Here is a 20,702-nt window from a genome sequence, read left to right on the forward strand (position 1 = left end):
CCTCGAAATTACAGGCTGCCAGGCGTTCTGGCGGCTCTGCCTGCGGATTTAATCGTCTTACTGCTACGCTGCCCGCCGAGGCTCTCCAGACGCATCTGGAACGGTGGGAACGGCATCTCGATGTTGTGCTCGCGGAAGCCCTGCAGAATCAGCTGGTGGATTTCGTGGCGCAGCGGCATTCGGTGGCCCATTTCTGCCGCGTGAATACGCAGTTCGAAAACCTGGATACCTTGCTGGAGATCAACCAGGAAGGCTTCCGGCGCTGGTGTATCGAGCACCAGCGTGCAGCGGTGTGCGGCTTCCAGCAGGACCTGGGTGACCTCTTCCGTATTTGCTTCTGACGGAGCAGGAATAGTGAGCACCACGCGCGTGACCGAGTCCGAAAGCGACCAGTTGATGAACTGTTCGGTAATAAAGGCCTGATTCGGCACGATGATTTCTTTGCGGTCCCAGTCGCTGATGGTTGTCGCGCGGGTGTTGATTCGCGTGATGGTGCCCGTCAGATCGCGGATGGTGACCGTGTCGCCGATGCGTATCGGCTTCTCGAACAGAATAATCAGGCCGGAGACGAAGTTGGCAAAGATTTGCTGTAAACCGAAGCCTAAGCCCACGCTGAGTGCCGCTACCAGCCACTGCAGCTTGGACCACTCAATCCCCACCATCGAGAAGCCAACCAGCCCGCCAATCAGCAGCAGCAGGTACTTCGTGATGGTTGTGATCGCATAGCCGGTGCCGGGGGTTAAGTTCAGGTGCTGAAGAATTGCCAGCTCCAGCAGCGCGGGTAGGTTACGCACCAGCTGGGTGGTAATAATCAGCACCAGAATGGCAATCAGTACAGCGCCAAGCGTAATCGGCTCGATGCTTTCCACACCCTGAACCGTGGAGGTGACATCCCACAGCGTGATGTTACCGAGGAAGCCAAACGCCGAGTGGATTTCCGACCACAGAACGATCACCGACAGCAGGGCGATCAGCGTCAGAATCGAGCGAACCAGACGCAGGGACTGGGCGCTGATGGTATCCAGATCGACTTCCGGTTCGTCTACTGTTTCGGCCGATCCTTCCGTGCTGTTGGCGTGCGCAGTTTCTTCTTCGCCACGCGCTCGCTGGGCAAGGATTTCAGCCCGACGGTGTTTGGCACGGTCAAAGGCCAGACGGCGGCGCTGAATCAGCATCCAGCGGCGAATAATGTGATAAATCACCAGCAGCAGGAACCAGATAGCCACGGAGGTTTCCAGACGTGCCAGTAGCGCCTGAGCCGTCGCCAGGTAGCCGACGACAGCCGCCAGAATGGCCATCAGCGGTGCGCAAAGCAGCAGGTTCCAAAGAATGGTGTTGACGATGTTGTCGCCATCACCTTGCTTGTCGAGATAGAGCGGCAGTCCGGCGCGTTTCAGGCTAAGCGTGACGATAGCCAGCGCGCCGCAAATCATGATGAAGCAAAGCCTGCCCAGTGAGGCAGAAAACTCTCTGTCGTTGAGGTTATCGAACATAATCAGCGCCATGATCAGCGGCACAATCAGGCCGATGCTCATGATGTAGTAGCGCATGGCCCGGCCCACGCGCTCGCGCGGCCAGCCGAAATGCACCACAAACAGCCCGGTAGGGCGCGCGAAGGTCGCACAAATCATCACCCCCCAAAGCAGAGGAACCGTGGCGGTAACACCGTCGCCAATCGCCACTGCGATAGGGTAAGGCCATGCCTCCTGCAAACCATAGCCGAGCGTCGCCCACAGCACGGGAAGCGGAGAGGCGACCAGAATCGACCAGAACACGGTGCGCAGCGTCAGGCGGAAGTGATCCTGGGTCACTTTGCCGACTTTGGCGCTGGAGCGTTCCAAAAAGGCGGTGAAGTGGCGGCGCGAGCTAATGCTAAATCCGACCAGAATCAGCGCGCCAAAGAGCGGCAGCAGCGTTTCTTTGCTGGTCACCATCATGATCGCGGCCTTCCCCAACTGGCTGAAGGTATCCAGCGACACCAGACGCCGCAGATCCTGAACGATTTCCAGTGGCCAACTGATGCCGATTGGGCTGACGTCTGACGTCCAGAACAGATAGCGGTGGGTCGCCTCGTTCACCTCTTTCAGGGCATCTTCCAGCTGGCTGTTGGCCACTTTCAGTTTGGTGAGTTCAAGGATCAGGGTATCGCCGCCCTGCAGCAGCGAATTCAGCAACTCACGCTGGGTGCGAAGCTGGGCCTGCAGGATCTTATTTTGTTCCGACGTTAACGGGCTGCCATCGGCCTGGCGCACCTGCCGCAGTTGAGCATGTTTATTGAGCAAATCTTCATAGTGCAGGCGCTCTACGCGCAGCTGAGCCAGCTCGGTATCCAGCTGCTGCGGTTTGGGCATGTCAGGCAACCGGGCGACCTGGGCACGAAGCGCTTCACCCAGCACGTTGGAAACGCCGAGCCACTGAGACTGTTCGCGTAGCGTATTCAGCGCCTGGCGGACCTCCAGCGTCTGGTTATTGGCCTGACGCTGCTGAGAGGCAACCAGATCCATACGCTGAGCTTGCTGGTTGAGTGCCTGGGAAAGCTCGCGGTTATTTTTGAACTGCTCGACGATTTCCGGCGGCAGATTAGCGCTGGTTTCTGCCAGCAATTCGGTGCTTTCCAGCGCCTGTTCCGCTTCACGCTGACGCTGGCTATTGAGCTGATTTCTCAACGCCTGGAGGTAGGCATCCAACTGGGTGCTTTGCTTTTGCGCCAATTCGGCGCGCATGCGCGAAAGCTCCTGGCGGTTGTTAGCGGAAAGCTGCGCCAGTTCGAGTTCATCAACCTGCGCTTTCAGGCGTGCGGATTCGGCCTGCAGCAGGAAGTGCTGGGCCTGGGCAAGCGGAGTACTGCCGCTTTGCTGGGCACCGGCGCGGCGCTCGATATCGTTCAGCTGGCGGCGTGCATCCGTTTGCTGCTGAGGGAGCTGGCTTAACGAATCGCTGATGTCCCGGGTTCTTTCCTGTTCCTGCTGAGCAAGGCGGCTTTTGTCCAGAAGCTGGCTGCTGACCTGCAGGATCTCCTGGTTCAGCGCGTCGCTGCTCATGCCCGGAGAAACTTCCTCGGGTTCATCGCGCAGGTTGGTCAGTTGTTTACGCAGGGTTTGCGACAGCTTAGGGAAATTATCAATGACTTGTTGGTATTGCTCGGCGCGCTCGAGTGAGGCTTTACGCTCGTCCAGCGCATTTAGTGCCGACTGGAGTGCTTCGACAATTTCCGCCTGATTCGGCGTGTTTTTGGCGGCCTTAGCCTGCTCCAGTTCCTGCGAGATTTGTTTTGCATCGGGGGCTGTCGCTGCGTATGCCCCCAGGCTGAGGCACCAGGCCATCAGGAAAGTGATAATCAGGCGCACGTCAGTTACCTATAACGTTGCTGGAAAAGAGGGAAAGCTATGTTCCCCTCTGGGTGTTTTAGCAGAAAATCATTGGGTTGATTTTCGTGGTTAAGTGCTGTGAGCTTTCAGGCTCCGGGGGGACCCGTCGCCTGATTTTAGACGTTATTCTGCGGTTTTTGGCGCTTCGGGTTCGTCTGCTTTGGTGTCCAGCACCTCGGCAGGGATTTCGCTCACCGGAACTTCAGGCTCAATGACGGGTTCGCTTGAGACAGCCAGCACTTCGCCAATTTTCGTGACTGACATGCTTTTCAACTGCTCCGCCAGGTTTACTTTGCCCGGCGCAAACAGGTTAATCACCGTCGAGCCCAGCTTGAAGCGGCCCATTTCCTGGCCCTTCAGCAGCGCAACGGCACCTTCGCTCTCGCCTGCAGGCCATGTCCAGCGTTTAATCACGCCTTCACGCGGCGGGGTGATGGTACCGGCCCAGACGGTTTCGATGCTGCCAACAATGGTAGCACCAACCAGAATTTGCGCCATTGGGCCAAACTCGGTGTCGAACAGGCAGATCACGCGTTCATTACGGGCAAACAGGTTCGGGACGTTTTGCGCCGTCAGGTGGTTGACGGAGAAAAGGTCACCCGGAACATAGATCATTTCACGCAGAATGCCGTTACACGGCATGTGAACGCGGTGGTAGTCGCGAGGTGAAAGATAAGTTGTGACGAAGCTGCCGTTGCGGAACAGGTCGGCCATCAGGTAGTTACCTGCCAGCAGCGCTTCCAGGCTGTAGTTATGGCCTTTTGCCTGCAGGATTTTATCTTCTTCGATGTTGCCCAACTGGCTGATTACGCCATCGGCCGGCATCACCAGCACGTTAGGATCGGTATTTACCGGGCGCACGTCATCGCGCAGCGGACGCACAAAAAAGTCATTGAAGGTGCGGTAAGCGGCGGTGTCCGGCTTCTGCGCCTCATTCATGTCGACTTTGTAGTATTTGACGAACAAATCGATGACCAGTTTGGTCAGCCAGCCAGCACGTTTGCTTGCGCCCCAGCCCGCCAGGCGAGTCAGCCAGAGTTTTGGCAGAATGTACTGCAGCGAAAGTTTAATGTTGTCTAACAAAATAGCCTCCTGGCTAAATGCCCTCTATGTGGGCCGATACAGAAAAGGGGCGATTCTAGCGACGCCCAGCTTAATTGTCAGTTGTCCGTATCAGAAAAGCTTTTACGCGTTTTTACCTGCGCCATGCTTTCCAGAATACGGTGGTAGTTTTCGAAACGTGTTTCAGCGATCTGGCCTTGTTCCACGGCTTCTCGCAGTGCACAGCCTGGATCGTTGTCGTGGCGGCAGTCGCGGTATTTACAACGGCCTAAATAGTCATGGAATTCGACAAACCCGTGGGTGATTTGTTCAGGCTCGAGGTGCCAGAGGCCAAACTCACGCACGCCGGGGGAGTCGATGACATCGCCACCGCCGGGGAAGTGATAAAGGCGGGAAGCCGTGGTGGTGTGCTGGCCAAGACCGGAGACGTCGGAAACGTCATTCACCAGAATTTGTTTATCGGTGAAGCCTAACAGGTGATTTAGCAGGCTTGATTTGCCTACGCCGGACTGGCCTGCAAAGATGCTGATGCGGCCTACGAGTTCGGCTTCAAGCTCTTTAAGCCCTTCCGCTTTGTAGCTGGAAACCATCAGCACGCGATAGCCAATTTTGCGGTAGATATCCATCTGCTCGTTAACGAAGGCCCGGCCTTCATCGTCCAGCAGATCGGTTTTGTTGAGCACCAGCAGCGGCTCAACGTCGAGGGTTTCGCAGGCAACGAGATAGCGGTCGATGATATTCAGCGACAGCTCCGGCAAGATGGCAGAAACGATGATGATCTGGTCGATGTTTGCCGCAATTGGTTTTACGCCGTCGTAAAAGTCCGGGCGGGTCAGAACGGAGGTGCGCTCATGCACGGCCTCCACAATTCCTTTTTTCGAGACGCCTTCGGCGGCCTCTTTCGCTAAGCGCCAGACAACCTTGTCGCCGGTAACCAGCGAACGAATGGTACGACGAATGTTGCAGCGGTGTACCGTGCCTTCGTGCGACTCGACGTCCGCATGCTGGCCAAAGCGGCTGATAACCGTGCCTTCGCGCGGTTCACCAAACTGGGCATCGTCATAGTCGGCTTTCTCCACGGTTTTTGTCAGACGACGCTGGTGGTTCGCGTTGACGCGGCGCTGCTGCCCTTTGGAGAGTTTATTTTTGCTCAAGCGTACTGGCTCCTGGTCGCCCCTGGTGGGCAAAACCTCTATGATACACACTATTTTATACGAATTAACCCATCGTCAAGGGTGGGCGACGCACAAGAAGGGTGGAAAATAGCATGAGTGGAAACGAAAACAATCTGATTTGGATTGATTTAGAAATGACCGGTCTGGATCCCGAGCGGGATCGCATTATTGAGATTGCTACCCTGGTGACCGATGCCAACCTGAACATTCTGGCAGAAGGGCCAACCATCGCGGTGCATCAGTCGGATGCACAGCTGGGGCTAATGGATGACTGGAACGTTCGCACCCATACTGCAAGCGGGCTGGTTGAGCGCGTGAAAGCAAGTTCGCTTGACGACCGTGCGGCGGAGCTGGCAACGCTGGAGTTCCTGAAGCAGTGGGTGCCGGCGAATACTTCTCCGATTTGCGGGAACAGCATCGGGCAGGATCGCCGCTTCCTGTTTAAGTATATGCCCGAGCTGGAGGCCTACTTCCATTATCGTTACCTCGACGTGAGCACGTTGAAAGAGCTGGCGCGCCGCTGGAAGCCGGAAATTCTGCCTGGCTTCAAAAAGCAGGGGACTCACCAGGCAATGGACGATATTCGCGAGTCCGTGGCGGAGCTCGCCTACTATCGCGAGAATTTTATTAAGCTTTAAAAACAGTCCCCTTACCGAAAGGTGAGGGGAAAACAACCAATGGCGACGATAAAATAATCATCATGGCGATTTAACCAGCAGTCAGACGAAAATCGTGAAAAAAAACGTTTGAGGGCTTGCGACAAAAACGAATTCTCGTATAATGCGCCTCCCGTACCGATGCAGAATTTGCAGCGTTACACAGAGCGGGAATAGCTCAGTTGGTAGAGCACGACCTTGCCAAGGTCGGGGTCGCGAGTTCGAGTCTCGTTTCCCGCTCCAAAATTTGATTTGGCGTTTACAGCCATGCACCACCCAAGCGGGAATAGCTCAGTTGGTAGAGCACGACCTTGCCAAGGTCGGGGTCGCGAGTTCGAGTCTCGTTTCCCGCTCCAAAATTTGATTGGCTTTTACAGCCACGCACCACCCAAGCGGGAATAGCTCAGTTGGTAGAGCACGACCTTGCCAAGGTCGGGGTCGCGAGTTCGAGTCTCGTTTCCCGCTCCAAATTTTCCTTTCAAGCATAAATTATCCACAGCGCCCAACAAGCGTCGCGGGTGGTATTTTGCTGTCTTGCAATACAACTATGAACAGACTTATCCACAGCCTTCTGCCTTTCCATGCGTCTTCTACAAATGTAATATTTATTACACCAATATTTTAATTTATTGATAATAAAGAAGTTAATTTAGTGTCGAAATATTAATGTAATGCTTGCAGAAATTTTGACACTTGAATGACAACGTGTTTTTGAATGTTATGCACACGCTGTGGACATATCATGCGTCGCGCGGAAGCCCTTTCTCAATCACCCTCACCAGACGCTGTTTCTTCGGTAACTGAACCTCAACGGCCTGCTCGCTTCGTCTGGCTAATTGTTGCGCAATCGCCCATTCAATGTGCTCATCCAGAAGTGGGTGCTCACCTTTTCTTTGTTCAAGCGCGGCCAGGTTTGACTCATCCCAGGGTGCATTGCCCAGTGCAACGGCGATATTACGCAGCCAGCGAAGGTGGCCGATACGGCGGATCGCTGAGCCTTCGGTTACGCGCAGGAAATGCTGCTCACTCCAGGCAAACAGTTCGGTCAACGGTGGAGAATGGAGCGCCTTACGCGGGCTGAAGTCATCTTCTTCGCTAAGCTGCGAGTAGCGGTTCCACGGGCAGATAAGCTGGCAGTCATCGCAGCCGTAGATACGGTTGCCGATTAGCGGCCTGAATTCTTCCGGAATGGCGCCTTCAAGTTCTATGGTCAGATAGGAAATACAGCGCCTGGCGTCCACCGTATAGGGTTCGACGATGGCGCTGGTCGGGCAAATTGTCATGCAGGCTACGCAGCGGCCGCAGCCTTCTTCAACGGGGGCGTCAATCGGCAGCGGAATATCGACCAGCAGTTCGCCAAGGAAGAAAAACGAACCTGCCTCGCGATTCAGGATAAGTGAGTGCTTACCTGTCCAGCCCAGCCCCGCTTTTTCGGCCAGCGGGCGCTCAAGAAGCGGCGCGGAGTCGACAAAAGGTCTAAAATTCAGCGTGGAGCAGTGGGACTGAATCATTTCCCCCAGCTTTTTTAAGCGGTTACGCAAGACCTTATGGTAATCACGGCCCAGCGCATAGCGGCTGACGTAGCCCAGCTGCGGGTTGTTCAGCGTTGAGGCGAAGGCGGCGTTGGTGGGAAGGTAATTCATGCGGACGCTAATGACCCTGAGTGTACCGGGCACCAGTTCGTGTGGGCGCGCGCGCATCATGCCGTGCCGGGCCATCCAGTCCATTTCACCGTGATATTGCTTGTCGAGCCATTCCTGCAGCTGTGGCTCGCTGGCGGTGAGATCGGTATCGGTAATACCGACCTGCTGGAAGCCAAGATCTTTGCCCCATTGTTTAATGTTTTGCGCTAACTGATTGTAATCGAGGGGCTGTGACATGACGGACCATAACCTGAAAAAGTACGCCAAAAGTATACCACATTCGGTCTGGCCAGCGGACTGGCTGCGTAATGCTGAAAAAGACGCAGCCGATAGCCTGGGCATTACGCTTTATGAACTGATGCAGCGTGCCGGTGAAGCGGCATTTCAGATTGCCCGCGCGCGTTATCCTGACGCCCGCCACTGGCTGATTGCCTGTGGACACGGAAATAACGGCGGGGACGGGTATGTTGTTGCCCGGCTGGCGCAGGCGGCGGGTTTTCAGACAACGTTGCTGGCTGTAGAAAGCGATAAGCCCTTACCCGATGAGGCGAGTCAGGCGCGTGAAGCGTGGCTTAATGCGGGCGGCGTTCCGCACGCTCCCGATAAAATCTGGCCCGCAGACGTTGATTTGATTGTTGATGCCTTGCTGGGCATTGGCTTAAGCAGTGCGCCGCGTGAAGGCATTGCCCGGCTGATTGAGCAGATGAACGTTCACCCTGCACCGGTTGTCGCCTTGGATATCCCTTCTGGTCTGCTGGCAGAAACAGGCGCTGTGCCCGGCCAGGTGGTTCAGGCTGCGGATACGGTGACGTTTATCGCACTGAAGCCAGGTTTGCTCACGGGGAAAGCGCGAGATGTGGTTGGCACATTGCACTATGCCGCCCTGGGGCTTGAACCCTGGCTCGAAGGGCAGGCCGCGCCCATTTCCCGGTTTGATGTTCAGCAGCTTGTCGGGTGGATTAAACCGAGGCGGCCGACGTCGCATAAAGGGGATAACGGGCGGCTGGTACTGATTGGGGGGGACTGCGGCACTGCCGGAGCCATTCGTATGGCCGGTGAGGCAGCACTGCGAGCGGGAGCTGGTCTTGTTCGGATACTTACTCGTGCTGAGAATGTTGCTCCGTTGCTTACCGCTTGCCCGGAGTTAATGGTTCATGAGCTGACGCCGCAATCGCTTGATGAGGCTCTGGAATGGGCGGATGTGGTGGCCATTGGGCCGGGGCTTGGGCAACAGGAATGGGGCAAGAAAGCGCTGCAGAAAGTCGAAAACAGCCGTAAACCGATGCTTTGGGACGCGGACGCGCTTAACCTTCTGGCAATCAACCCGGATAAACGTCAGAATCGCGTGATTACGCCTCATCCCGGCGAAGCGGCTCGACTGCTAAATTGCGCTGTGTCACAAATTGAGAGTGACCGCTTACTTGCAGTAAGGCGTTTGGTCAAACGTTATGGCGGGACCGTGGTCTTAAAAGGTGCCGGCACTCTGGTTGCCAGCCACGATCGGCTGGGCATTATCGACGTTGGCAATGCTGGGATGGGAAGCGGAGGAATGGGGGATGTGCTGTCGGGGATTATTACCGCATTGCTGGCACAGAAGCTTACCCCTTATGATGCTGCCTGTGCAGGCTGCGTGGCTCACGGCGCGGCGGCTGATGTTTTAGCCCGCCAGCGAGGCACGCGCGGTATGCTGGCAAGCGACCTGCTTTCAACGCTTTACCTGTTTGTTAACCCGGATTTGAATACCTGAAGCCATGATGAATCGAGTTATTGCATTACCTGAAGAAGCGGCAACGTTAGCGTTGGGCGAACGCCTGGCACAGGCCTGTGAGGGCGCGACGGTGATTTACCTTTATGGTGACCTCGGCGCGGGCAAAACCACCTTTAGCCGCGGCTTTTTACAGGCGCTGGGGCACAAGGGCAACGTTAAAAGCCCAACCTATACATTAGTTGAGCCGTATCAGCTTGATAACCTGATGGTTTATCACTTTGACTTGTATCGCCTGGCTGACCCGGAAGAGCTTGAGTTTATGGGGATCCGTGACTACTTCACCAACGACGCAATTTGCCTGGTGGAATGGCCGCAGCAGGGGACAGGTGTGCTCCCGGACCCGGATGTCGAAATTCACCTGAGCTACGAGGCGCAAGGTCGCGAAGCGCGCATTGCTGCCGTTTCCTCATCTGGTGAAGCGTTACTGGCGCGGTTAGCCAAATAGCAAGGATGACGGGATGATCTATCGCGTGAAAGGTTGGTTGATGGCTGGATTCCTGCTGCTGTGCTGTGCACAAGCGGGGGCGGCGGCGTTGTCTGATATTCAGGTTTCTAACGGTGAAAATCAGGCGCGTATCACTTTTAGTTTTATGGGTGACCCGGAATACACTTTTTCACAGGATAATAAGCGAAGCGTTGCGCTGGATATCAAACAAACCGGCGTGATTCGCGGCCTGCCTTTGCAGTTTAGCGGCAGCAATCTGGTGAAAAGCATCAGCGCCGGGCAGCCAAAAGACGATCAATCTTTGCGCCTCGTCGTCGATTTAACCCAGCCAGGTAAAACCCGTGCCGTGAAACAGCAAAACGGGGCCAACTATACCGTTATCTTTACGATCAACGCTGATGTACCTCCGCCGCCACCACCGCCGCCAGTTGTGGCTAAGCGCGTTGAACCTGTTGCCCCCGTTCAGGCTCCCGATCCGGCTCGTAATCCCTTTAAGCCTCAGCAGGTCACCGGCGTGATAGGTTCTAATACCGTCACTCGCCCGGCGGCTCGAGCAAAAAACAGCGGTCCGTCGGATACCGTCGTGGTCGCCATTGATGCCGGTCACGGCGGTCAGGACCCCGGTGCGATTGGCCCCGGCGGTACGCAGGAAAAGAACGTCACTATTTCTATCGCGCGGAAGCTGAAAGCTCTGCTGAACGATGACCCAATGTTCCGCGGCGTACTGACTCGTGATGGGGATTATTTTATCTCGGTCATGGGGCGTTCAGACGTAGCGCGTAAGCAGAATGCAAACTTGCTGGTGTCCATTCATGCGGATGCAGCGCCGAATCGTGATGCCACTGGCGCATCTGTATGGGTGCTTTCTAACCGCCGTGCGAACAGTGAAATGGCGGGCTGGCTGGAGCAGCATGAGAAGCAATCTGAGTTGCTGGGCGGTGCGGGAGATGTGCTGGCAAATAGCCAGGCCGATCCCTACCTAAGCCAGGCTGTGCTGGATTTGCAGTTCGGTCATTCTCAGCGCGTCGGGTATGATGTGGCGACCAAAGTGTTGGCTCAGCTGCAGCGCGTCGGTTCTTTGCATAAGCGCCGCCCGGAACACGCGAGCCTGGGCGTGTTGCGTTCACCTGATATTCCTTCACTGCTGGTTGAGACGGGCTTTATCAGCAACAGTTCCGAAGAACGTTTGCTTGGCAGCGACACTTATCAGCAGCAAATAGCTCAGGCCATTTATGAGGGGCTGCGTAACTATTTCCGCGAGCACCCGCTGCAGTCTGCTCCATCGAATGAGCAAACTGCCCGTAGCCAACCAGGTTCGCCGCAGCAGGTCGCGGTGACCAACTAAGGAGATAACATGCCGATTCAGGTTCTGCCGCCGCAGCTTGCGAACCAGATCGCCGCTGGCGAGGTTGTAGAGCGCCCTGCGTCGGTAGTAAAGGAGCTGGTTGAGAACAGCCTTGATGCCGGGGCCACGCGCATTGATATCGACATCGAGCGTGGTGGCGCGAAGCTCATTCGTATTCGGGACAACGGCTGTGGTATCAAGCAGGAAGAGCTGGCGCTGGCGCTGGCTCGTCATGCCACCAGTAAAATCGCTTCACTTGACGATCTTGAAGCTATTATCAGCCTCGGGTTTCGCGGTGAAGCGCTGGCCAGTATCAGTTCCGTCTCCCGCCTGACCCTGACTTCACGTACGGCAGAACAAAATGAAGCCTGGCAGGCCTATGCTGAAGGGCGTGATCAGGCTGTGACGGTCAAACCAGCCGCGCATCCTGTCGGGACGACGCTTGAAGTGCTCGATCTGTTTTACAACACGCCAGCGCGCCGTAAGTTCATGCGCACCGAAAAAACCGAATTCAATCATATCGATGAAGTTGTGCGCCGCATTGCGCTGGCGCGGTTCGACGTTTCTATCACGCTCAATCACAACGGCAAAATGATTCGCCAGTACCGTGCCGTGCAGGAAGGTGCGCCACGCGAGCGCCGCCTGGGGGCCATCTGCGGTACGCCGTTTCTTGAACAGGCGCTTGCCATTGAGTGGCAGCACGGTGATTTGACTCTACGTGGCTGGGTTGCTGAGCCTTCTGCAACCACTTCGGCCCTGGCGGAGATCCAATATTGTTATGTTAACGGGCGCATGATGCGCGACCGCTTAATTAACCATGCAATTCGTCAGGCCTGTGAAGACAAGCTGGGCGTGGATCAGCAGCCGGCCTTTGTGCTGTATCTGGAGATCGACCCGCATCAGGTGGACGTTAACGTTCACCCGGCTAAGCATGAGGTGCGTTTCCATCAGTCACGGCTGGTGCATGACTTTATCTATCAGGGCGTGATCAGCGTACTTCAGCAGCAGGGTGAGAACGCTCTGGCGCTGGAAGAAACGGCGGAAACGCCTGTTGAGCGCTGGCAGCCGGAAAATCGTGTTGCCGCAGGGCGCAATCAGTTTGCCACGCCAGCCGTCGCGCGTGAGCCCCGTGAGGCTGCGACAAGGCAGAGTTCGCCTGTATCGGGCAGCGGTGGCCGTCCAGCCGGGGCCGGAGGCACGCCGCTTTGGCCACACGCTGCGCCAGGCTATCAAAAGCAGCAGGGTGCCCTTTACCATCAGTTGCTTGAGACACCTGACGTCGAGCCAAAACCTGTCGTTCGTGTTGAAGAGCCGGCTGCGTTAGAGGGCCACTCGCAAAGTTTTGGCCGGGTGTTAACGGTTTTACCGCCGGATAAAGCTTTGCTGGAGCGGCAGGGCAAACTTTCGCTGCTTTCGCTGGTGGTGGCCGAACGGTGGCTAAAACAGGCTCAACTGGCGCCAGGGAGTGCAGGTCTGCGCGCTCAGCCGCTGCTGATTCCGCTCCGGCTGAAAGTCAGTCGCGAAGAACATGACGTATTGGTTAAATATCAGGCGCTTTTGAAAGAAATGGGCATTGAGTTTGATACCGATGCCCGGCAGATAACAATTCGCACGGTACCTTTACCTTTACGGAAACAAAATTTACAAATCTTGATTCACGAACTGCCAGGATACCTGGCGCAACAGGCGGACGTTTCGGCGGGCCAACTGGCTTTGTGGATTGCTCGTCATTTGGCAAGCGATCACGAACAGTGGAGTCAGGCTCAGGCGATTACCCTGCTGGCAGACGTTGAACGTCTTTGCCCGCAGTTGGTGAAATCACCCCCCGGCGGTTTGCTACAACCTGTTGATTTACAATCGGCGATGAACGCCCTGAAAGATGACTGAAGATAAAAAAAGGCCACAGGCGATTTTTTTAATGGGGCCAACAGCCTCAGGCAAGACGGCACTTGCTATTAATTTGCGTAAAACTTTGCCGGTAGAGTTGATAAGCGTGGATTCGGCCCTCATCTATCGTGGAATGGATGTCGGTACCGCTAAGCCAACGGAACAAGAGCTCGCCCAGGCGCCTCACCGGTTACTGGACTTGCTTGACCCGGCTCAGGCGTACTCTGCGGCAGATTTTCGCCGCGATGCGCTGGCCGAGATGGCTGAAATTACCGCCGCCGGGCGTATTCCGCTGCTGGTCGGTGGGACCATGCTCTATTTTAAAGCGCTGCTGGAAGGGCTTTCGCCACTGCCGTCGGCGGACTCCGAAGTCAGGGCAAGAATAGAGCAACAGGCGGCAGAGCAAGGGTGGAATGCGCTGCATCGTCAACTGGAGGAAATCGATCCCGTTGCCGCTGCCCGGATTCATCCAAATGATCCGCAAAGGCTTTCCCGGGCACTGGAAGTTTTTTTCATTTCGGGTAAAACTTTAACGGAACTGACGCAAACGTCAGGAGAAGCTCTGCCGTATCAGGTGCATCAGTTCGCCATCGCCCCGGCGAGCCGTGAACTGCTCCATCAGCGAATTGAGCAGCGTTTTCATCAGATGTTAGCTTCAGGTTTTGAAGCAGAAGTGCGGGCGCTTTTTGCTCGCGGAGATTTGCATACGGAGATGCCTTCCATCCGTTGTGTGGGCTACCGCCAGATGTGGTCTTATTTGGCCGGTGAAACGTCATACGATGAAATGGTTTATCGAGGTATTTGCGCGACGCGTCAATTGGCTAAGCGCCAGATGACCTGGCTGCGTGGCTGGGAAGGTGTTCACTGGTTAGACAGTGAAAAACCAGAGCAGGCATACAGCGAAGTGCTACAGGTTGTTAGTGCGAAGCATGGGTGAATGTGTACAATTGAATCGTCAGCGTGCGCAAATTTTTACGCAGTTTTTCAGAGCTAATCGCTCTTGAGTGACAAACAACAAACATATAAGGAAAAGATAGAATGGCTAAGGGGCAATCTTTACAAGATCCGTTCTTGAACGCACTGCGTCGTGAACGTGTTCCAGTTTCTATTTATTTGGTGAATGGTATTAAGCTGCAAGGGCAAATTGAGTCTTTCGATCAGTTCGTGATCCTGTTGAAAAACACGGTCAGCCAGATGGTCTATAAGCACGCGATTTCTACCGTTGTTCCGTCTCGTCCGGTTTCTCATCATAGCAATAACACCGGCACCGGCGGTTCTGGCGGCTACCATCACGGCGGCAGCGCGCAGGCTGGTTCTGCGCCGCAACAAGACAGCGAAGAAACCGAATAAGGTTGCTTGCTGTTTTCCCGGTCGGGGGACCAGTTCAACTGCGTTCCCCGCTGGTCTTTTTGAGAGGTTATACGCTTGTTTGACCGTTATGATGCCGGTGAGCAGGCGGTACTGGTTCACATCTATTTTTCGCAAGACAAAGACATGGAAGACCTGGCGGAGTTTGAATCCCTGGTCTCTTCAGCCGGTGTCGAAGCACTGCAGGTGGTAACCGGTAGCCGCAAATCCCCGCACCCAAAGTATTTCGTTGGTGAAGGCAAAGCCGTTGAGATTGCCGAGGCCGTTAAGGCTACTGGGGCGTCGGTTGTGCTGTTTGATCATGCGTTATCCCCCGCCCAGGAACGTAACCTGGAAGCCCTGTGCCAGTGCCGTGTTATTGACCGCACCGGGTTAATTTTAGATATTTTTGCCCAGCGTGCACGTACCCATGAGGGTAAATTGCAGGTTGAGCTGGCCCAGCTTCGCCATTTGGCTACGCGCCTGGTTCGCGGCTGGACCCATCTTGAGCGCCAGAAAGGCGGGATCGGTTTACGCGGTCCGGGGGAAACCCAGCTCGAGACAGACCGTCGCTTGCTGCGCAACCGCATTATGCTGATCCTCTCGCGTTTAGAACGTGTGGAAAAACAGCGCGAGCAGGGACGGCGTTCACGTAATAAAGCAGATGTGCCGACGATTTCATTGGTGGGCTACACCAACGCCGGTAAATCCACGCTATTTAACAGAATTACCGCGGCCGATGTTTATGCCGCGGATCAGCTATTTGCCACACTCGATCCTACACTGCGCCGCATTGACGTCGCCGATGTGGGCGAAACCGTGCTGGCAGATACTGTCGGTTTTATTCGCCACCTGCCGCATGATTTGGTAGCAGCGTTTAAAGCCACTTTGCAGGAGACACGTCAGGCCACGCTGTTGTTACACGTGATTGACGCGGCCGACTTCCGGATGCAGGAAAACATTGCAGCAGTCGATACCGTACTGGAAGAGATTGAGGCGAATGAAATCCCTACGCTGTTGGTCATGAATAAAATCGATGCGCTGGATGAGTTTGAGCCGCGTATCGACAGGAATGACGAGAATGTGCCGATCCGCGTCTGGCTTTCCGCACAGACCGGTGCCGGTGTCCCACTGCTTTTCCAGGCTCTGACGGAGCGTTTGTCTGGTGAAATTGCGCAGCATACGCTGCGTTTACCCCCTCAGGCAGGGCGTTTGCGGAGCCGTTTTTATCAGCTTCAGGCAATAGAAAAAGAGTGGACAGAGGAAGACGGCTGCGTGGGGTTAGAAGTTCGTATGCCTATCGTGGACTGGCGTCGCCTTTGTAAACAAGAACCGGCACTCGCGGATTACATCGTTTAGACGCAATTAAGCCGGCTCATAAATGTCCTGAAGACTATTTCCCCCTCGGGGGATATCACCGCACAACAAATATGGAGCATAAACATGGCGTGGAATCAGCCCGGTAATAACGGACAGGACCGCGACCCGTGGGGAAGCAGCAAGCCTGGCGGCGACTCTGGGGGTAACAAAGGAGGGCGCGATCAGGGGCCACCTGATCTGGATGATATCTTCCGCAAACTGAGCAAAAAGCTCGGCGGCCTTGGCGGTGGGAAAAGCGGTGGCAACGGCGGTGGTAATGCATCGCAGGGGCCTGGCAATCCTATTGGTGGTCGTGTAATCGGTATTGTGGCTGCAGCCGCGGTCATTATTTGGGCCGCAACCGGGTTCTATACCATTAAAGAAGCCGAACGCGGTGTTGTGACCCGCTTTGGTAAATTCAGCCATCTCGTTGAGCCGGGTCTGAACTGGAAACCGACGTTTATCGACAGCGTTCAGGCAGTGAACGTTGAGTCGGTACGTGAACTTGCTGCGTCCGGTGTGATGCTGACTTCTGACGAAAACGTCGTGCGCGTTGAGATGAACGTTCAGTACCGCGTGACCGATCCACAGCGTTATCTGTTTAGCGTGACCAGTGCGGATGACAGCCTGCGTCAGGCCACCGACAGCGCTCTGCGTGGCGTTATCGGTAAATACACCATGGATAAGATCCTTACCGAGGGTCGTACCGTAATTCGTAGCGATACCCAGCGTGAGCTTGAAGAAACCATCAAGCCTTACAACATGGGCATCACGCTGCTGGACGTAAACTTCCAGACGGCACGTCCGCCGGAAGAAGTTAAGGCCGCCTTTGATGATGCTATTGCCGCTCGTGAGAACGAACAGCAGTACATTCGTGAAGCGGAAGCTTACAGCAACGAAGTGCAGCCTCGTGCGAACGGCCAGGCTCAGCGTATTCTGGAAGAAGCTCGTGCTTATAAAGCACAGACCGTTCTGGAAGCGCAGGGTGAAGTGGCTCGCTTCGCTAAGATGCTGCCAGAATATAAAGCCGCACCGCAAATCACCCGCGAGCGTCTGTATATCGAGACCATGGAAAAAGTCCTTAGCCACACCCGTAAAGTGCTGGTTAACGATAAAGGTGGCAACCTGATGGTGCTGCCGTTGGATCAGATGTTGAAGGGCGGCGCTCAGCAGCCGGCCGCGAAGAGCGATAACAGTGCAGCGAATAATCTGCTGCGTCTGCCGCCAGCGTCCAGCTCAAGCAGCAGTGCCAGCACCTCTTCGTCCTCCTCGAGTGGCGATATCATGGATCAGCGTCGTGCCAATGCACTGCGCAACGATACCCAGCGCGTAGGGAGTGAATAACGATGCGTAAGTCTTTTGTTGCAGTAATTATCATCGTGCTGGTCGTGATCTACACCTCGCTGTTCGTGGTGCATGAGGGCGAGCGCGGCATTACATTACGCTTCGGCAAAGTCCTGCGTGATGATGAAAACAAACCGGTCGTGTATGAGCCAGGTCTGCACTTCAAGATCCCGTTCATTGAAACCGTGAAAACCCTGGATGCCCGTATCCAGACGATGGACAACCAGGCCGATCGCTTTGTGACCAAAGAGAAGAAAGACCTGATCGTTGACTCCTACATCAAGTGGCGTATCAGCGATTTCAGCCGTTACTACCTGGCTACTGGCGGTGGTGATGTTTCTCAGGCAGAAGTGCTGCTGAAACGTAAGTTCAGTGACCGTCTGCGTTCTGAAATTGGTCGTCTGGATGTGAAAGACATCGTGACCGATTCCCGTGGTCGCCTGACGCTGGACGTTCGTGATGCTCTGAACTCCGGTTCTGCGGGCACCGATGATGAAGTCGCTACGCCAGCAGCGGATGATGCGATTGCGTCTGCCGCAGCGCGCGTAACTCAGGAAACCAACGGCAAAGTGCCGGTGATTAACCCGAACAGTATGGCGGCGCTGGGTATTGAAGTGGTGGATGTGCGTATCAAGCAGATCAACCTGCCGACAGAAGTGTCCGAGGCGATTTACAACCGTATGCGCGCAGAGCGTGAAGCGGTTGCCCGTCGCCACCGTTCACAGGGTCAGGAAGAAGCTGAGAAGCTGCGTGCAACCGCAGATTACGAAGTTACCCGTACGCTGGCAGAAGCCGAGCGTGAAGGGCGTATCTCTCGTGGTGAAGGTGATGCGGAAGCCGCGAAGCTGTTTGCTGATGCGTTTAGCCAGGATCCAGACTTCTACGCCTTTATCCGTAGCCTGCGTGCCTATGAAGCCAGCTTCCAGTCTAATCAGGACATTATGGTGCTGAGCCCGGACAGCGACTTCTTCCGTTACATGAAAACACCAGCCAATAGCGCACGCTAATCGCTGAGTAATGTGAAAGAGCCGGTTTACCGGCTCTTTTTTTATGCCCGCAAAGGATGATTATGAATTCAACAATCTGGCTGGCGCTTGCGCTGGTTTTGGTACTCGAAGGCCTGGGACCGATGCTGTATCCGCGCATCTGGCGGCGAATGATTCTGGCAATGGCGCAATTACCGGACACGCTGTTGCGCCGTTTTGGCGGCGGTCTTGTGGTTGCTGGCATCGTGATCTACTACATGTTGAGTCGCGCCAGTAGCTGAGTGAAATTTATCCGGCAGAAACTGATTTTGTATACTAAAAGGGCTGTTCATCTGAGAAACCGATGGTAGAATCCATTTTTAAGCAAACGGTGATTTTGAAAAATGGGTAACAACGTCGTCGTACTGGGCACCCAATGGGGTGACGAAGGTAAAGGAAAGATCGTCGATCTTCTGACTGAACGGGCTAAATATGTTGTGCGCTACCAGGGCGGTCACAACGCAGGCCACACTCTCGTAATTAACGGTGAAAAAACCGTTCTTCATCTTATTCCATCAGGCATTCTTCGCGAAAACGTCACCAGCATCATCGGTAACGGCGTTGTGCTGTCTCCAGCTGCGCTGATGAAAGAGATGAAAGGTCTGGAAGACCGCGGTATTCCAGTACGTGAGCGTCTGCTGCTGTCAGAAGCTTGCCCGCTGATCCTTGACTACCATGTCGCGCTGGACGTTGCGCGTGAAAAAGCTCGCGGTGCAAAAGCTATCGGTACTACCGGTCGCGGCATCGGGCCAGCTTACGAAGACAAAGTGGCCCGTCGTGGCCTGCGCGTTGGCGACCTGTTCGACAAAGCCACCTTTGCAGACAAGCTGAAAGAAGTGATGGAATACCATAATTTCCAGCTGGTGAACTTCTACAAAGTTGAAGCCGTTGACTACCAGAAAGTGTTGGACGATGCGATGGCGGTTGCCGACATCCTGACCAGCATGGTTGTGGATGTCTCTGATCTGCTGGATCAGGCGCGTAAACGCGGTGACTTCATCATGTTCGAAGGTGCCCAGGGTACGCTGCTGGACATCGACCACGGTACCTATCCGTACGTAACCTCCTCTAACACCACCGCGGGTGGCGTTGCGACCGGCTCCGGCATTGGTCCGCGCTATGTGGATTACGTTCTGGGTATCATCAAAGCTTACTCCACTCGCGTGGGTGCTGGCCCATTCCCAACTGAACTGTTTGATGACATCGGTGAGTTCCTGTGCAAACAGGGTAACGAATTCGGTGCGACCACCGGTCGCCGTCGTCGTACCGGCTGGCTGGATGCGGTTGCCGTGCGTCGGGCCGTGCAGATCAACTCCTTGTCCGGCTTCTGCCTGACCAAGCTGGACGTCCTGGACGGCCTGAAAGAAGTTAAAATCTGCGTAGGCTACCGTATGCCGGATGGCCGCGAAGTGACCACCACGCCAATGGCTGCGGATGACTGGGAAGGTATCGAACCGATTTATGAAGTGATGCCAGGCTGGTCTGAAACCACTTTCGGCGTGAAAGAGCGCAGCGGTCTGCCGCAGGCAGCGCTGAACTACATCAAACGCATTGAAGAAGTCACCGGCGTACCGATTGATATTATTTCAACCGGCCCGGACCGTACTGAAACCATGATTCTGCGCGATCCGTTCGACGCATAATGATGTCGCGGGGTGTGGTTTCACACCCCGTATCGCTTTCTTCCCGCCGCTTTATTCATCATTCCAATCAAATAAATTAGCTGGCAACCATATGGCTGGTTTATCATCAATATGTACCTGCTTTAAGGTGCAATTTGCCTTGCGCAAAGCGTTTCCCCTCCCACCCATGAGGTTGATGTGCAGTTAACGAGTTTTACTGATTACGGTTTACGTGCTTTGATTTATATGGCTTCTCTTCCTGAAGGGAGAATGACCAATATCTCTGAAGTCACAGAGGTGTACGGCGTGTCCCGTAATCACATGGTGAAAATCATCAATCAACTCAGCCGCGCGGGCTATGTCATGGCCGTGCGAGGAAAAAATGGCGGCATTCGTCTTGGTAAGCCTGCGGAAACGATCCGCATTGGCGACGTGGTGCGCGAGCTGGAGCCGCTCTCATTGGTGAACTGTAGCAGTGAGTTTTGTCATATCACCCCCGCCTGCCGACTCAAACAGGCTTTGGCTGAGGCGGTGCAGAGTTTCCTTCAGGAACTGGACAAGCACACGCTGGCCGACCTGGTGGACCAAAACCAACCGCTCTACAAATTACTGCTGGTGGAATAATCACGATTCCATCTGCGGATGACAACGGAGGA

At 55.1% G+C, this 20,702-nt stretch carries 17 protein-coding genes and 3 tRNA genes; 16 read left to right on the top strand and 4 right to left on the bottom strand.

Features of this window, described 5'->3' with window-relative positions; all coding sequences use genetic code 11:
* Positions 1-8: 8 nt before the first annotated feature.
* The 3 genes from mscM to rsgA form a co-directional block, all read right to left on the bottom strand.
* Entirely contained in the window at positions 9-3,347 is a 3,339-nt protein-coding gene (mscM, locus tag LH86_RS07400; protein WP_039299771.1) for a miniconductance mechanosensitive channel MscM, read from the bottom strand.
* Positions 3,348-3,491: 144 nt separating this feature from the next.
* Entirely contained in the window at positions 3,492-4,451 is a 960-nt protein-coding gene (gene asd, locus LH86_RS07405) for an archaetidylserine decarboxylase (protein ID WP_039299774.1), read from the bottom strand.
* Positions 4,452-4,528: 77 nt separating this feature from the next.
* The gene (rsgA, locus tag LH86_RS07410) at positions 4,529-5,584 is read right to left on the bottom strand and encodes a small ribosomal subunit biogenesis GTPase RsgA (RefSeq protein WP_008453624.1); all 1,056 of its coding nucleotides are present in this window, start codon (positions 5,582-5,584) and stop codon (positions 4,529-4,531) included.
* A gap of 113 nt (positions 5,585-5,697) precedes the next feature.
* On the opposite strand from rsgA, the gene orn reads away from it, so the two are divergent.
* The 4 genes from orn to LH86_RS07430 all read left to right on the top strand — a co-directional run bounded on the left by orn (position 5,698) and on the right by LH86_RS07430 (position 6,729).
* Positions 5,698-6,243 carry an oligoribonuclease gene (orn, locus tag LH86_RS07415; RefSeq protein WP_039299777.1) on the top strand — a complete coding sequence of 182 codons (546 nt, stop codon included), beginning with the start codon at positions 5,698-5,700 and terminating at the stop codon, positions 6,241-6,243.
* Between the two features lie 185 nt (positions 6,244-6,428).
* Positions 6,429-6,504, top strand: a tRNA-Gly gene (locus LH86_RS07420).
* Between the two features lie 37 nt (positions 6,505-6,541).
* Positions 6,542-6,617 (top strand) — tRNA-Gly (locus tag LH86_RS07425).
* A 36-nt stretch (positions 6,618-6,653) separates the two neighbouring features.
* Positions 6,654-6,729 (top strand) — tRNA-Gly (locus tag LH86_RS07430).
* Positions 6,730-7,001: 272 nt separating this feature from the next.
* Here the strand turns inward: LH86_RS07430 and queG are convergent.
* Positions 7,002-8,141 carry a tRNA epoxyqueuosine(34) reductase QueG gene (gene queG / locus LH86_RS07435; protein WP_039299780.1) on the bottom strand — a complete coding sequence of 380 codons (1,140 nt, stop codon included), beginning with the start codon at positions 8,139-8,141 and terminating at the stop codon, positions 7,002-7,004.
* Here queG and nnr point away from each other — a divergent pair.
* The 12 genes from nnr to nsrR all read left to right on the top strand — a co-directional run bounded on the left by nnr (position 8,140) and on the right by nsrR (position 20,670).
* The gene (gene nnr / locus LH86_RS07440) at positions 8,140-9,651 is read left to right on the top strand and encodes a bifunctional ADP-dependent NAD(P)H-hydrate dehydratase/NAD(P)H-hydrate epimerase (RefSeq protein ID WP_039299783.1); all 1,512 of its coding nucleotides are present in this window, start codon (positions 8,140-8,142) and stop codon (positions 9,649-9,651) included. The genes queG and nnr overlap by 2 nt on opposite strands.
* A gap of 4 nt (positions 9,652-9,655) precedes the next feature.
* A complete protein-coding gene (gene tsaE / locus LH86_RS07445; protein ID WP_008453617.1) occupies positions 9,656-10,117 on the top strand; it encodes a tRNA (adenosine(37)-N6)-threonylcarbamoyltransferase complex ATPase subunit type 1 TsaE in 462 nt (153 codons plus the stop codon).
* A 13-nt stretch (positions 10,118-10,130) separates the two neighbouring features.
* Complete coding sequence (amiB, locus tag LH86_RS07450) at positions 10,131-11,462, top strand: N-acetylmuramoyl-L-alanine amidase AmiB (protein WP_039299786.1); 1,332 nt, start codon at positions 10,131-10,133, stop codon at positions 11,460-11,462.
* 9 nt (positions 11,463-11,471) lie between these two features.
* Positions 11,472-13,349: a DNA mismatch repair endonuclease MutL gene (gene mutL, locus LH86_RS07455; RefSeq protein WP_039299789.1), complete on the top strand. Its 1,878-nt coding sequence runs from the start codon at positions 11,472-11,474 to the stop codon at positions 13,347-13,349.
* On the top strand, positions 13,342-14,286 hold the full coding sequence (miaA, locus tag LH86_RS07460; protein WP_039299796.1) for a tRNA (adenosine(37)-N6)-dimethylallyltransferase MiaA: 945 nt from the start codon (positions 13,342-13,344) through the stop codon (positions 14,284-14,286). Before mutL ends, miaA begins: the two co-directional genes overlap by 8 nt.
* Before the next feature lie 101 nt (positions 14,287-14,387).
* A complete protein-coding gene (gene hfq / locus LH86_RS07465; protein WP_008453608.1) occupies positions 14,388-14,699 on the top strand; it encodes an RNA chaperone Hfq in 312 nt (103 codons plus the stop codon).
* A 75-nt stretch (positions 14,700-14,774) separates the two neighbouring features.
* Positions 14,775-16,055, top strand: a complete 1,281-nt coding sequence (gene hflX / locus LH86_RS07470) for a ribosome rescue GTPase HflX (RefSeq protein ID WP_008453606.1) — start codon at positions 14,775-14,777, stop codon at positions 16,053-16,055.
* 84 nt (positions 16,056-16,139) lie between these two features.
* On the top strand, positions 16,140-17,399 hold the full coding sequence (gene hflK, locus LH86_RS07475) for an FtsH protease activity modulator HflK (protein WP_039299799.1): 1,260 nt from the start codon (positions 16,140-16,142) through the stop codon (positions 17,397-17,399).
* 2 nt (positions 17,400-17,401) lie between these two features.
* Entirely contained in the window at positions 17,402-18,406 is a 1,005-nt protein-coding gene (hflC, locus tag LH86_RS07480; RefSeq protein WP_039299803.1) for a protease modulator HflC, read from the top strand.
* Positions 18,407-18,468: 62 nt separating this feature from the next.
* Complete coding sequence (locus tag LH86_RS07485) at positions 18,469-18,666, top strand: DUF2065 domain-containing protein (RefSeq protein WP_008453600.1); 198 nt, start codon at positions 18,469-18,471, stop codon at positions 18,664-18,666.
* A gap of 102 nt (positions 18,667-18,768) precedes the next feature.
* Complete coding sequence (locus LH86_RS07490; RefSeq protein WP_039299806.1) at positions 18,769-20,067, top strand: adenylosuccinate synthase; 1,299 nt, start codon at positions 18,769-18,771, stop codon at positions 20,065-20,067.
* 177 nt (positions 20,068-20,244) lie between these two features.
* Positions 20,245-20,670 carry a nitric oxide-sensing transcriptional repressor NsrR gene (gene nsrR, locus LH86_RS07495; protein WP_008460383.1) on the top strand — a complete coding sequence of 142 codons (426 nt, stop codon included), beginning with the start codon at positions 20,245-20,247 and terminating at the stop codon, positions 20,668-20,670.
* Positions 20,671-20,702: the final 32 nt, after the last annotated feature.

The sequence above is a fragment of the Cedecea neteri genome (assembly GCF_000758325.1).
GTDB classification, from domain to species: Bacteria; Pseudomonadota; Gammaproteobacteria; order Enterobacterales; family Enterobacteriaceae; genus Cedecea; species Cedecea neteri_B.

Coding starts and splice junctions, on each gene's coding strand:
- orn (WP_039299777.1), top strand. CDS start 5,698: ATGAGTGGAAACGAAAACAATCTGATTTGGATTGATTTAGAAATGACC.
- nnr (WP_039299783.1), top strand. CDS start 8,140: ATGACGGACCATAACCTGAAAAAGTACGCCAAAAGTATACCACATTCG.
- queG (WP_039299780.1), bottom strand. CDS start 8,141: ATGTCACAGCCCCTCGATTACAATCAGTTAGCGCAAAACATTAAACAA.
- tsaE (WP_008453617.1), top strand. CDS start 9,656: ATGATGAATCGAGTTATTGCATTACCTGAAGAAGCGGCAACGTTAGCG.
- amiB (WP_039299786.1), top strand. CDS start 10,131: ATGATCTATCGCGTGAAAGGTTGGTTGATGGCTGGATTCCTGCTGCTG.
- mutL (WP_039299789.1), top strand. CDS start 11,472: ATGCCGATTCAGGTTCTGCCGCCGCAGCTTGCGAACCAGATCGCCGCT.
- miaA (WP_039299796.1), top strand. CDS start 13,342: ATGACTGAAGATAAAAAAAGGCCACAGGCGATTTTTTTAATGGGGCCA.
- hfq (WP_008453608.1), top strand. CDS start 14,388: ATGGCTAAGGGGCAATCTTTACAAGATCCGTTCTTGAACGCACTGCGT.
- hflK (WP_039299799.1), top strand. CDS start 16,140: ATGGCGTGGAATCAGCCCGGTAATAACGGACAGGACCGCGACCCGTGG.
- hflC (WP_039299803.1), top strand. CDS start 17,402: ATGCGTAAGTCTTTTGTTGCAGTAATTATCATCGTGCTGGTCGTGATC.
- LH86_RS07485 (WP_008453600.1), top strand. CDS start 18,469: ATGAATTCAACAATCTGGCTGGCGCTTGCGCTGGTTTTGGTACTCGAA.
- LH86_RS07490 (WP_039299806.1), top strand. CDS start 18,769: ATGGGTAACAACGTCGTCGTACTGGGCACCCAATGGGGTGACGAAGGT.